General features: G+C 28.0%; 10 protein-coding genes. All 10 read right to left on the bottom strand.

All coding sequences use genetic code 4. The features are described from left to right. Positions 1 to 11: 11 nt before the first annotated feature. The 10 genes from ACWXVP_RS00165 to uvrB all read right to left on the bottom strand — a co-directional run bounded on the left by ACWXVP_RS00165 (position 12) and on the right by uvrB (position 14720). Positions 12 to 842: a hypothetical protein gene (locus ACWXVP_RS00165; RefSeq protein WP_456012500.1), complete on the bottom strand. Its 831-nt coding sequence runs from the start codon at positions 840 to 842 to the stop codon at positions 12 to 14. Between the two features lie 20 nt (positions 843 to 862). Then, positions 863 to 2335, bottom strand: coding sequence for a hypothetical protein (locus ACWXVP_RS00160; protein ID WP_456012043.1), 1473 nt, complete (start codon positions 2333 to 2335; stop codon positions 863 to 865). Between the two features lie 9 nt (positions 2336 to 2344). Continuing rightward, entirely contained in the window at positions 2345 to 3100 is a 756-nt protein-coding gene (locus tag ACWXVP_RS00155) for a phosphotransferase family protein (protein ID WP_444704915.1), read from the bottom strand. A 9-nt stretch (positions 3101 to 3109) separates the two neighbouring features. Continuing rightward, on the bottom strand, positions 3110 to 5077 hold the full coding sequence (gene gyrB / locus ACWXVP_RS00150; RefSeq protein ID WP_438340523.1) for a DNA topoisomerase (ATP-hydrolyzing) subunit B: 1968 nt from the start codon (positions 5075 to 5077) through the stop codon (positions 3110 to 3112). A gap of 625 nt (positions 5078 to 5702) precedes the next feature. After that, complete coding sequence (locus ACWXVP_RS00145) at positions 5703 to 6368, bottom strand: LemA family protein (RefSeq protein ID WP_456012499.1); 666 nt, start codon at positions 6366 to 6368, stop codon at positions 5703 to 5705. 29 nt (positions 6369 to 6397) lie between these two features. Then, positions 6398 to 8278 (bottom strand): hypothetical protein, encoded by a 1881-nt coding sequence (locus tag ACWXVP_RS00140; protein ID WP_456012498.1) that lies wholly within the window; start codon positions 8276 to 8278, stop codon positions 6398 to 6400. 14 nt (positions 8279 to 8292) lie between these two features. Next, positions 8293 to 9507, bottom strand: coding sequence for a hypothetical protein (locus ACWXVP_RS00135; protein WP_456012497.1), 1215 nt, complete (start codon positions 9505 to 9507; stop codon positions 8293 to 8295). A gap of 8 nt (positions 9508 to 9515) precedes the next feature. Continuing rightward, positions 9516 to 11171: a ribonuclease J gene (locus ACWXVP_RS00130; protein WP_438340519.1), complete on the bottom strand. Its 1656-nt coding sequence runs from the start codon at positions 11169 to 11171 to the stop codon at positions 9516 to 9518. A 112-nt stretch (positions 11172 to 11283) separates the two neighbouring features. Next, a complete protein-coding gene (locus ACWXVP_RS00125) occupies positions 11284 to 12609 on the bottom strand; it encodes an MnuA family membrane nuclease (protein ID WP_456012496.1) in 1326 nt (441 codons plus the stop codon). Positions 12610 to 12743: 134 nt separating this feature from the next. Then, on the bottom strand, positions 12744 to 14720 hold the full coding sequence (uvrB, locus tag ACWXVP_RS00120) for an excinuclease ABC subunit UvrB (protein ID WP_456012495.1): 1977 nt from the start codon (positions 14718 to 14720) through the stop codon (positions 12744 to 12746). Positions 14721 to 14733: the final 13 nt, after the last annotated feature.

Raw genomic sequence — 14733 nt, 5'->3', positions numbered from 1 at the left:
TACCTTGCTTTTTAATTCTTTGTTTCTTGCTTCGAATCGTTTTTAGATTCTATTGTTTCAAATGAAAATTTCACTAAAAATTTCACCTTATCTATTATTCCGTTTTTATTGATAACCTTTATTTTGAAAATAAAGTCTTCATACTTAATTTCTTTTTTTGCCACAACATTTCTAAAGTATTCGTGTATTTTAGAAAATAATGTCTTTATTTCAAAACCAGTAACATTCTTCTTATTTTCAATAAAAAATGTTTTATTGTTCATAGTAAAATAATATGAAATAGCTAGCTTTAAACTAGTTAATTGTTGAATAAAATATTTAAAATCAATGTCATATTTATTTTTATCTTTAAATTTTTTAAACTCATCTTGCAGCTTCACCACTGCAATTTCCTTATCGGAATTTTTATCTAAAGCAAACACAAATTTCTTATTATCAAAATAACTATCTAAATTATAGCCAGTCTTATAAAACGAGTAGTTTGTCAAAAGATGAACTCCATATTCTCCATTTTGATTCGATATTTCAACTTTCTTGTCCAAATAAAACAATTCGCTTGCTGGTATTTCCTTTTCAAGCACAAATGTTGAAATTGTGTTGTTTTCAGATTTTTCGCTCTTTTCGAATTTAACATCACGTTCGCTATCATATAAGTAATTTACGCTTCTCGACTGATTTGTTGAATAAAATATCGAAACACCAGAAATTACACCGATTGATGCAATTATTCCACAATACATAAAAATAGTTGTCAATAGTTTTTTAATATTCTTTTTAGGTTTTGCTAATAAAGAATTATTCATATCACCTTTAGACTCGATTTTTTTGTTATTCTTTCTCATTAACTACTCCTATATATGTTTTAGCTCTTATCTTCAATTAAAATTTCTTTAATTCTATTAGCTATATTTCTAACTAATTTATCATCATTATTTAAAACCTTATTTTGCAAATAATGAACAAATAATGCCATAATACGATATCTATAAAAATCTAGTGGTTTATGTTTATTATATGATCGTCAAAATTGTTCCTCGATATTTTTATTAACTTTTAAATTTTCAAACATAAATGCAATATCTAAATATCTAGAACTGCGATAAGCAATTGATCAGTCAATCACATAAATACCTTGGTTATCATCTCATAAAATATTTTCAAAATTAAGATTATTATGACAATTTGCATCAATCTCAATTTCTTTTATTCAATTTACAATCTGAGAGATGAGATCATTACTACCAATTTCAATAACTAAATCTTTTTTATTTACATTATCCAAATATCACTTTATTTTTTCATACAATATGTAGTTAGGAAATTGAACATTTGAATCGTGATAGGTTCTCATAATTTTAGCCAATATCTTAATAGTTCTATGAGTTAATTGAAATTTATCCTTTCTAGTTAGCCATCTTCAAATAATTTTATTCTCATCTTCATAAATAAAAGTTGGAACAAAATAAAAATCTTCAATTGTCTTAATTTTAAGACGGTTATCAAATTGATTGTGGTGCTTATGCACAATAAATTTGTTGTTAATTATTGAGGTTCTAGTTTTATACACATTTAGGGACTCAGGAATTATATCCTTATTAATTGTTAAATAACGATAATCACTCTTATATTCTGCCTCGCGGTATGTATTAACCAAATATATGTAATCATCAAAAACATCCTTGTCTAAATTAAAATAGTCAATAATCATTTTTTTATCAATTCCAATGTTAATGTGCAGTAGTACAAAATCAAAATATGGGGAGTTAAGAGATACGCTATCCATATCCACCAACTTAACAAAGTTATACTTGTTAACTATAATATTATGTTTTTGGATATTGTTATGGCTCAAAACCTGTTCTTCATTTTTGTACTTATGAAGCAATTCATGATATTTTTTGTCTTGAATAATAAACTTATTTCAATTAAATTTTTGCACCTCAATATTACACTCATGAAAACTCTTTACACAATTAAATATTGAATAAATAGTGACCTTTTTAAATTTTATATGAAATAAATCTTCACCCGGAAATCATTTTTTTATATATATTCCGTCTTTAGCAAAAATATAATCCTTAAAATGTTTAATAACAATAAATTCATTCTCACATTCAGCATCAAATTTATGTTTAGGTATTCTTATTTGTACTCAAAGATTATTATACTTAGCAATAAAATATGTCTTATTTAATTCATGACGATAAAAACGGACATGAGAAATTCTCTTTGCAACTTCTTCATCAAAAGTAGTTCTAATCATTTCAAACATTCTTTCAATTTCAAACAAATGCGAATTATCAATAATATGATTGTTTTTTTCTTCTAAATACATAGATCTTCTTTATAAATTTGCCTTATATTCTTTATCATATTCAACTATTAACTTATCAACCCTATCTAGATAAAGTTTGTCATCAAATGGTTTTATTGCATGTTTATTTATTCATAAAACAATTAATGCATTAACTATAATTTTATGAGCAAGTAAATATTTATGTTCAAAATCATCTCCATAAGCATCCAAAAATATTTTTTCCTGTTCCTTGCTAAGATTTGATGATTCAATAAAATATGCTAAATCAAAATGTACATCGCCCATTGTTGCATACTCTCAATCTGTTATAAATATCCCTTTTTCATTGTCGATAAAGTTAAATAATCATAAATCATTATGAACAGGAGCTGAATTATCAATATTTTTTAAAAATAAGTTAATTTTTTTGTAATGTTTGTCTAAAATTGGAATTTTACGACCTAACTTAGATATTGTTTCGCGATAAACCTTAAACCTTCTAGCTATTTGATTTTCCTTATAAAACTTTAATTTCGAATTATGAAGAGTAATCAATTTATTACCTATCTCTTTTAATTGTTCATTTGTTAATGTATTTGGATTTAGGATATCTCCTGGAATTCATTCATTAATAACCATGGTTTCATCTTCGGATATTGTTTTAGGAACAAAACTAAAACAATTTAAAATACTATTAGGTGTCTTATGATTGAAAGAATCAAACTTTTTTATTTTAATGAATTGTTTATTTTCTTCATCAAAATATGTGGTGTTGGTATATCCTTGATTTTTAACTAACTTCATTCTTATTCCTTAAAAATCAATATTAGATACATATTTAGCATTTTCTTCAATAAAGTCATGTCTTGGTTCAACTTCTTCACCCATTAGTGTTGTAAATACGCGGTCGCAAACAGCTACATCATTAATTTGTACCTGAAGCATTTTTCTAGCATCAGGATTCATAGTGGTTTCTCACAACTGTTCAGCATCCATTTCTCCAAGCCCTTTATAGCGTTGTATAGAGATAGCTTTTCTATCATCAAATTTGCTTAATATTTCTTCTTTTTGAGCATCGTTGTAGGCGTATTCAACTCTCTTTCCTGCAACTATTTTATATAGCGGAGGTAAGGCTATATATACAAAACCATATTCAATCAGCGGTTTTAAATAACGATAAAAGAAGGTTAATAGCAATGTTGAAATATGAGCACCATCAACGTCAGCGTCAGTCATAATAATAATTTTGTGATATTTTAGTTTATTAATATTAAAATCATGTCCAATACCAGTACCTAAAGCATGAATAATAGTCTGAATTTCTTGATTTGATAAAAATTTAACCTTATCATTTTTTTCAGCATTTATTACCTTTCCTCTTAAAGGCAGTATAGCTTGAATAGATCTATCCCTTCCGCCTTTCGCTGAGCCACCAGCAGAATTCCCTTCGACAATAAATAATTCTCTTATTTCCGCATTCTTAGATGAACAGTCGGCAAGTTTCCCAGGAAGACCGCTAAATTCCAACCCATCTTTTTTTCTTGAAGCTTCCTTGGCAGCATTAGCAGCTAATCTAGCACGTTGTGATTGCAAACATTTGTTAATAATATTTTTAGCAATATTAGGATTTTCAGCTAAATATCTTTCTAAAGACTCTGAAACAACTTTGTTCGTTGCATAACGCGCATTTGCTGAGCCAAATTTTGATTTTGTTTGACCATCAAAAACAGGATCACTATGCTTAATAGAAATAACTGCAATAAGTCCTTCTTTAGAATCCTCTTTGCTTATTTTTTCATTTCCCTTAAACAATCTATTTTCCTCAGCATATTTATTAAAGATTCTTACTATAGAATCATAAAACCCATTCTCATGTGTCCCGCCCTCAGTAGTTTGAATATTATTAGCATATGAAATAACTGTTGATTGATAGGCTTCATTATATTGAAAAGCAACCTCTACTAAAATTTCAACTTGCTTAGGCGGTTTGTTATTAGCAATCTGCTCCTCAGTTGGTTTGTCAACATCACTAAATGTGCCTAAGGCATAAATAACTTCTGGGTTTATAGTCTTTTTACCTTTATTAAGTTCTTTGACGTAGTCAACAATACCTCCATCAAAACAAAAAGTTTTTTTAGTATCTTTTGTTAAATCAATTAGGTTAAACATAAGGCTCTTATTCAAATAAGCCACCTGCTTAATATGATCGCTAATAGTACTAAAATCAAAATCTATTTTATCCATAACTGTATAATCAGGATGGAATTTAATTCTTGTGCCAGTTTCACCGATAGGTACTTCACCAATAACTCTTAAATCATCAATGGGTTTTCCACCATTTTCGTATTTTTGATAATGTAATTTACCTGCTCTTTTTACTCAAACTTCAAAAGAATCACTTAAAGCATTAACCACAGAAGCTCCAACACCGTGTAATCCACCACTAACTTTATAGTTGCTTGAGTCAAACTTTCCGCCAGCATGCAAAACTGTTAAGATTGTTTCAACAGCAGATTTTTGTGTTGAAGGATGGATGTCGACAGGCATGCCACGTCCATTATCCTCAATCTCAATAAAATTATCCTTATGCAAGGTAACGCTTATCTCAGTAGCATAACCAGCCATTGCCTCATCAACCGAGTTATCTAAAATTTCCCAAATGAGATGATGAATTCCTCTATAGCCGGTTGAGCCAATATACATTCCTGGTCTAACACGTACAGGATCTAACCCTTCAAGAACTTGAATATCACTAGCAACATATTTTTTTTCCTCAGGCATTTTTTCTCCTTACAATATAATTGCTTTGCAATTATAATAAATAAATTATATCAAAAAGTCATGAAAAAATGGTTTTATGTAAGCATGGTTAATATTAATAAATGTAAAATTTTCTAATTAATATGTTGTTCCGCCTAACAAGTGATATTTTTCTTTTCATTTTAAGGAATAAAATGCAAATAAACATAACTTTATTAATATATTTTTTAGTATTCTAATATACAAAAACATCAATAACTACAATATTTAACATATATCTATCTTTGCATAATCAACAAGTGCAAAATTTAAACCCTTTTCTTCTCCTACTTTTCGTAAATTGTTATTATTTTTTAGTTATTGGCCTTTTCGAAACCAGTTCCTTTTTAGGACTTTGTCACTTTTTATATTAAATTACCTTTTGCTAAAATATATATTTTTTACATATTTTTTTATATATTAAAGCTGTTAGCTTCTTTTAAATAGCGCTTTTAAATGCCATGGGCGCAATCCCTTATTTGTTTAAAAAGATCTAATCTGTTCTTTTATATTTGACTATCGCACATGATTAAATTTAATTTAAAAAAATCCGGGCACAAGTGTGTCTGGATTTTTTGACCGTGTTTGATTTGTTTTGATATTTTTATTATTTAAACGCGCCTGTTAAACTGCTAGTATCAACATCTTGTCTTTCTACTTCACTAGCTTGAAATAGTGGTTGGTTATAAATATTGTTCTTATTAGCAACAATGTTTGTTCAAAATTTATAAATTTCAGCATTAAAACTTCTTGCTTGAGCATTATAGTTTCTAATAGTTGCATAAATTTCATCTTCTTGAATAGCAATTTCGGTTTGAAATTGAAGATATGATCTATCAGCTTTTAGATTTGGATATTGTTCAATTTGAATATTAATTGCTCTTTGAACTGAATTTAACGTATCTGATACTTTTTTGACGTCTTTTTCTCCCTCTATGTCAACTAATTGTGAACGTAGTTTAATTATTTCTTTCTGAGTTGATTGTTCATATTCGGCATATCCTTTAACAACATCAAGTTGTTTAATCAATGTTGCTCTTCTTTTCTTTTCAGCCGCTTGAATAAGAGAAGATGCCTCTTGAATTCTATTCATTCTTTCAAGTAGTTCATTTCTTTTGCGAATGGCAACTAATAGTATTATTCCGATTGTTATAATACATAAAATTATAAATAACGTTCTTTCACCTTTAGTTGGTTCTGGAATTTTGATTGAATTATCAACATTAGGCTTAAACCCTTCATTTGATTGAGGTGTTCTTGAATCAAATAGCATATTGCCTCCTTTATGATTAAATAATTATACTATCTAAACATAGCAAAAATTTTATTTATCTCATCTTCACTAATTTTTTCATTTATATAAATATATGTACCGTTGCTATCAATTGATATTTTATAATCTTTATTAGCAATAAGCGATTTTTTTATTCTGTTAACAAACAAAAGACAATCATCCAGTTCATTACTTCTATTATTATGCAAGCTCTTATTAAAGGCTAAATATTTATCTGTATATTTCGCTGCATCCATAAATGAATTTGAAATTGAATTTTCTCGAAACAAATCACCATATGATACAAAATCATTATCTTCATTTAAGGAAACAGAAGGAATTCAAATAATAAATTTTTCTTCTGTAAATAAATGAAACCTTTCAAATGGCACCTTAATAACAATCCCACTTTTATATACTTCATCAATAAGTTGCTCTTTTCAATATGAATCAATACTAATCTTTAAAATAAGGGCATTTGAGCGCTTTATTCCAGTATCTTTCTTATATTCTCTATCAATAATTTGTTCTACATATTTAACATATAATTCACGAACATTATCTTTTGTTTTCATTGAAAACTTATTTCCAGTAATTGCTTTATTAATTACATCAAAATAATTAAAAAAGTCTGTTTTATCCTCACTAACACTAGCATCTTCATAAACATATTCGGATAAATATCTATCGCCCCGTTTTTCATATTTTTCTGATGCAATATTTGGATTTAAGTATGCCTTAGTTATTGCCTTAAATACAGGTATTAAATTATTTGCAATGATTAAAAGCATTCTTGAATATATGTCCCCAATAGTAATCAAATTATTTAAATCAAATAAAAATCCCATCCAATTATGCAATGAGGAATAACCGATTTTTTCCTCATTATAAACTCTTGAAAGCAATATATTATTTTTATACTTACTAAATAGCGGTCCTGGATAACCAAAATATTGCGCATAGTTAATAAAATTTTCTTGCGTTTTAACCTTAAAATAGTCTATAAAACCAATTTGATTATCATAATTAAAATTGTAATTTTTATAAAATTCAGGTCTTTCGAGTAAAAATTCTCCTTTTCTAAAAAGCTTATTATATTCTTTCTCGTTTAAATATTCTCGAGTTTCAATAAAGCTTAGATCAGGACGATAATTTGTTGGAATATTTAAGGCATGCATGGGCACTATAAATGGTGTAGGCTCTGTATGATAGGCATAAACAGCTTCTTCTACTCACGAGTCCTTAGTCCTAACAGTAATATATCCAACACCTCGTGTTACAACATCTCTTCATTCTTCAATGTTATATAAAACATCATAAAAATAAGAATTTCTAACTTTATATTTTTCTATCGCACTAAAACCGTAAAAGTCATCTCTATTAAAAATAGGACTAAATTCCTTTTTGCAAATTCCATATATTTTTTTAATATCCATTAGTGCTAAAACTTTATTTTTTCATTCCAACATTGAATACTTATTAAAAATTGTTGCTAGTATACTATTATTTTCATTTATTTTCGTTTGAATAATAGATAGCTTTTTACTTTTGAATTCTTTGAAATCTTTAATAGTTTTTTTATTATTATTAAAAATAGGGATAAAAAATAAACCTATTATTAAAAAGAAAAGAAAAATAATCAAACCATTAACGAATTTCCTAGAATTAATTTTGTTTTCCTTCTTGTTCTTGATAATTTCTTGCTCTAGTTCTTTTATTTTATTAATATTTTCGTCAACAATTTTAATTTCGTTTTCATTATTCTTATAGACTTCTTCCTCAAAAATTTTATCAAGAGCTGGCTTAATATTAAATGCTAATGGTTCGTATAAAGTATTAATTTGGTTGGAAAAAATTTTATTTCAGTCTATTTTCTTGAATTTGTTTTGTTCCAAAGTACTTTCATTCATATCTTAATTATTCCTTAAAATAGATCTTCTTTATCTTTTATCAAAGTAAAGTTTTGTTTTGGCTTTTCATATTGCTTCTTATTGCTAACAGCACTATTAATTTTAAAATCTTTCTTTTTTTCAATGCCTAGATCATCCTGATCAAAAATATTTTCTTTTTTATTAACTTCCTCATTTTTTAAAACAATAGATTCTTCTTGTTTATCAATCAATATTTTTTGTTGCTCATCAATTTTTTTTAGGCCAGCCGGATTAATATCCAAATCACCAGAATTTAGAGTACTAATGTTTTGCTCATCAATTAAGCCATTAGTAATATTTTCTCGATTTTGATCATCATACATTGAAGCTTCAAATTCCTGCGTGCTAAAATCAGGTTCATCTGGAATTATACATATACTATCAGCAGTTACCTCTCTCGAATCACTTAAGGTGCTATCATCAAGAATGTATACTTCTTGACTTTGCACTATTGATGTATCATCAATCAGTATTGTCTCCCTGGTGGCATTATCTTCAGAAAAAATATCTTTCTTATCTAAGTTAACATTAAGATTATTTACTTCCATATCTCTTTTTAGCTTTTTATTTCTTAGTGATATTTTCTTCAATTTTAAATCACTAATAAAAAAGAAACATAAGCTAATTACCAAAATAATGATAGGAATGATAAACGATAAAACGATTCCAATCTTATTACCAGGAAAAGCCATCGCCACATATATAAATGAATTAATCAAACCTGCATTTCATTTATTTGGCAATCATAAATTTTGTTCATTCTTAAAATCAGAATACCATTTATCAAATATTGCTAAAAAAGCATTTTTAGAATTATATGGTGCCGGCTTCAATTTAGCATAATAAATTGATGTGCCCAATAAAATTAGCGCAATAAAAATAAACAAAAGCCGCCATAAGCTAAAATGGAAAACACCAACAGAATATGTGTTTTTCATTTTAAAGATATTCTTAATTGCTAAAAAAAACAAATATAGAAAAAAAATAGGAGAAAATAAACCAAAAAACATTCCAAAAGTGTATGTATGTATTGTCGTCAAGCCCTTAACATTTAAAAAAGATACAACAGTAAAAAACACAACTATAAAACATATCATAGTCCAAATAAAAGGTTTGTCTTTGGATCAAAAATATGTCTTTTTTCTTTTTATTTTTTTAGGAATTTGCTCTTGTTTTGTATCATTTTCAATATTTGCTTCTGATGCCATATTATCCTCTAAATTTCATATAAAGTTATAACAATCATTGGTTCTTTTGATAGCACCTTAAATATTTTTCTTTTTATACTTTTCCGTAATTTTTCCTGTATTTCTTTTAAATCAATATCATTAGCCTTTTTATCCTTAAATTCTTTGGAAACCATGTCATTAACAATTAAGGTAATAGTTTCTTTATTGTCTTTAGTGATTATCCCATAAGAAGAAATATGAAGTTGGCCAATTGGTTGTTTGGTTTTATAATCAACTAAAGTGCTTATTGCAATAACTCCGTCTCTCGAAAGATTTTCGCGTTCATTAATTACTTCCTGAGAAATATCGCCAACGCCAAAACCGTCGATAATTGTATCCCCAACAGATTTAATAGAATGTTTTTGGGATATAAGCTCATTGTTTAAAAATTCTGCCACTTTACCATTTTGTAAAATTATACAATTGCCAAAATTCATCCCTGCATCACGCGCTACATGAGATGCAACCACTAAATAACGATAAAGTCCTTGTATAGGAATAAAATATTTTGGTTTTAATGTTTTGATTATATTGTATATATCTTCTTTAGCAGGATTACATGAATAATACTGATCTGAGCTTAATTCAATTAAATTTGGTGTGTTTCTTGCTATTTCATCTAATGTCAATGCGTAATTAACTTCAAGGCCATTTACAGGAGGCGCAATTATTATTACTGCATCATCAGATCTAAGTTTTAAATAAACGTCATTATTTGATGCGATTCTAATAAATCTTAAATATAGCCTTTCAATAGCGCCAGTAACAAGAATTACCGCATTCTTTGTTTCATTAGCAACACGATAATCAATGAATTCTGGTAATTGAAGATCTGGGTTAATTTTTGATACTAAATTAATAAATTGCGAATAATTTCTTCCATATGTAACAACAGGACGATTATATCTTTTGGCTAGAACTAAAACTTCATGTGCTGTTATCATATCTTCATCATACAAACCAACTATTATTCTTTTGTTATTAGGGGTTTCCTTGAATTTATATTCAATTTTTTTTGAAATTCAAAGTTTATCTATACTTCTTCCAGGGTAATTCGAATGCCCGGAATCTAAGATTAATAACTGCAATTTCTTTCCATTATTGATAATTTGCCTAATTTTAGGAACATCAGTTTTTCCATAAGGGCCCAAGTCTCCATCAACAAAATTTGCCATAAAGAGAATATTTCCATCCTTATATTCGAAGTTAAAACCTATTTGTCCAATCAATCCACCAGCTAGATCAAAAGGAGTAACAACTACATCATTAAATTCAATAGGCATGCTAATTGTTTTTACATCATAACTATGATTATTGATATTGTATTTTGAAATTCTATCCATAATAACAATACGATTAAATGGACTTGTATAAATTTTTAGGTTGGGAATTCTCATTAATAATCAAGGAATAGCAGAAAATGATTCATTTTTAACGTCGGTTATAAACACTCCAACAATATCTTTTTCTCTCTTCACAAGGTAATCATAATTGCAAATTAAAGTATCAATCCCGTTATGCGAATTTATTGGCACCTTAGTGCCTGAATTAATAATAAAAAGTTTTTCATTAATCTCCAAAACATAAGAGTTTTTACCATTTTCATCCAATCCACCTAGTGCAAAAAAATTTATTTTGTTCATATTCCCCCATATCAAAATTATTCATTGAAATCTTATAAGAATTTAATTAAAATAATTTTAGCAACTTTTTTTATTTCTATAAGAAATTAAAAAAAATAAAGCGGTCTACGCTTTATTTAATTAGGAACTCAGCCCACACATAAGTATGATCCGAAAGCACAGAACCGTTTCGAATTTTTTCATCTTGACCAATTTCAATTCCCAATTTTGTTAATTCTTCAACAAGTTTGCTATCCTCTTTTGTTTTATAAATATCAAAGATGCCAGATTCTTCAAGTTTATAATCGGTTTTATAAAAAAGTTTATCATATGGTTCTGAGAATCTTTTGCTTGTACCAAGTGATGTGCTGAATTTTTCAGTGTCACCAAACACAGACTTATATTTTCCTTCAAGTGTACTAAAAACGAATGATTGTTTTCCGTGTTTTATATTAGTGTCTCCGCCAAAGAAAATATTGCTTTGAGGTCCATCTATTGAATCAAAATAATCTAATACATTAACTAGTTGTTGGCCCTCTCTATATTCGAATGTTCCAACCCCTTTATTTGTTTTTTCACCGATTGCTCTATTTGACTTAGAAGCTCCTGGAGCGTCAAAATGATCGAATACAAAAGTTAGTTTAACATCTGGTTTTAATTTATATTTAAATTTTATACCATAGGGAGGTCTTGCATATTGAGCCTTTTCACTGCTAGAACTAATAGTAAATTCTTGTGTATAACTATAACCAATTTCGCCATTTGAGAATGCTTCTGGTTCCATTTCTTTTGTGTTATATATAACTGCTACATGCTCTGCAACTTTAGCCCCAAATTTATCGCCTTTCAATTTTTTTGAAGCTATGTATGCATACATATTTGAACTTGATAATTTATTCATTTCATCAACAATATTTTTAACACCATCGGCATTATCAACCTCAGTTAGGCCCAAAACATCAAAATTTTCTTGTTTTGCTAGATAAGCAATTCTTTTGGTTTTCTTTTCTTGTTTTGTTAAATCACCTGTGAAATTTAAAATATTTCAATGCCCATATTTAACTTTATTGTCGCCACTTGGATCAGGTTGCAAAGGTTCTTTGTCTTTCTTTTCATCATCTTTATTATGCTCAGTTTCACCAGGATTCTTTGGTAGTGGAGTAGATGAAGAATCACTTGATCCATTATTTTGTTCTTTGCTATCGTTGCCCTTATCTTGGCCAGGGTCCTTTGTATCCTTATTTCCTTCTTCTTTTTTTTCTTTTTCAGGATTTTGTTTTAAGTCCTGGTCATTATTTCCATTATCTTTTTCTTGGCTTTCCTTTTCTTCTGGCTTTTTGCTATGATCAACATCATTATTATTTTTATTACCGCAACTTGCAGCAATCAATGGCAACAACACAAGTGGTGATGCACATAGTGATAATAATATTTTCATCTTTTTGCTTTTATTTTTCATAATATAAATTTTACTACTTTATAAAAAATATCATCTAGGAGATATATAGTTTAGGTTTGTCCTCTTTTAAATTTACAATATTTACTATAAAATTTTAAAAAAATAAAATTATAAATTTTTGTTTTTAATTTAAGCTATTTTTTATCAAAATCATAACCTAATTCAAATAACAAATCCTTTATTTCCTGAGCTTTTGCAAAATCTCATTTCTTTGAAGCTAGCTGCATCTCTCTAATTAATTCATTAATGTATGACTTTTTAGCCTTTAATTTATAATCATTACCAAATTTAGAATTTAAAATAAGATCAACATTAATTTTGGGAATCGGTTTAATAACTGTTTTTGGAATAATATTGTGTTCTTTGTTAAACTTTATTTGAATTTCTCTCTTTTTTAAATTATCATCTATAGTTTCTTTCATTGCTTCAGAAACTTTATCAGCAAAGAAAACTACTTTTCCATGGTCGTTTCTTGCGGCTCTACCAACAATTTGAATAAGTGAGGATGTATCTCTTGAAAATCCGTTTAAATCGGCATCCAAAACAATAATTAAACTAACTTCAGGTAAATCAATGCCCTCTTTCAATAAATTAATTCCTATTACAACGTCGAACTTTCCCATGCGAAGGCCCGCTAGAATAGCATTTCTTTCAAAAATTTCTAATTCATGATGAATGTAAGCTGATTTAAATTTTTTTTCTTTTAAAAAATCCGAAAATTCTTCTGCGCTTTCTTTTGTCAAGGTTAATATTAATGTTCTTTCGTTTCTTTGGATCTGCGATTTTAGTAAATCATATATTTTGGCTTGTTGATTCTCTTTAAGCATAATCTCAATTTCTGGGTCCAACAGCCCAGTTGGCCTAATAATCTGTGTAATAACCTCACCATTAGCATATTCAATTTCTCTTTTTTTGCTTGGTGTTGCAGACATATAAATGCGAGGAAAATCATACTCAAAAAATTCTTCATATTTTAATGGCCTATTATCAAGAGCAGATGGTAAACGGTAACCATATTCAACAAGAGTATCTTTTCTCGATTTATCACCGAGATACATTCCTTCCAATTGCGGTAATAATAAGTGACTTTCATCGATGTAAATCACAGCATCCTTTGGCAAATAATCAAACATTGTATAAGGTTTTTGACCCGGCAGTCTACGATCAAGATATCTTGAATAATTTTCCATGCCTTTTGTATAACCAAAATCTTCAATAGAAGCAATGTCAGCATTAATACGCTCATTTAGCCTTTCATACTCAAGGAGTTTGTTATTCGATTTGAAAAAATCTAGCTGGCTAGATAATTCATCTTTGATCTCTGCAGATATCATTTGAATTCAATCTTTATTCATGATATAAGTGGTACATGGAAAAATGGTAGTACTGCTAACAATTTCAATAACATCCTTAGTTATAGAATTAATTATTTTAATACTCTCAATTATATTATTTTCATTAACTTCTATTCTTATTTGGCCATTATGCTTATAACCAGGGCATATTGTTAAGACAGAACCATATGCAGAAAATTCACCAAATTCAATATCAGGATAGATCTTTTTATTTTGATAACCCATTTGTACTAATGAATATTTTATTTCCTTGATGCTTATGCCCATTCCGACATAAATATTTAATAAATATTTCTTGTACTCATGTGGATTAAAAGCGCCATAAATTGCTGCAACAGATGCGACAACAATAGTGTCCCTTCTATTGAGTAATGAATTAAAAGCTGAAATTCTCATTGATTCAATTTCCTTATTAATTGTAGATGACTTTTCAATAAACAAATTATCTTTAGGCAAATAAGATTCAGGACGATAATAATCAAAATATGAAACAAAGTACTCAACTTTATTTTCGGGAAATAGTTCTTTAAGTTCGTTATATAATTGGCTAGCTAAAGTTTTATTATGACTAATCACTAAAGCGGGTCTATTGCTATTTTGAATAACATTGGCCAAGGTAAATGTTTTACCAGACCCTGTAACGCCTAATAAAACTTGATGTTTTTTGCCCTCTTTTAACCCCTGAATTAATTTATTAATTGCTTGGGGTTGGTCGCCAGATGGCTTATAGTCAGAAACAAGTTTAAAATTCTTCATAATTTAAATTATA

The sequence above is a fragment of the Mycoplasma sp. 1781 genome (genome assembly GCF_053851675.1).
Note: the sequence above shows the minus strand (reverse complement) of the source record. Positions and strands in the feature narration are given on the sequence as shown.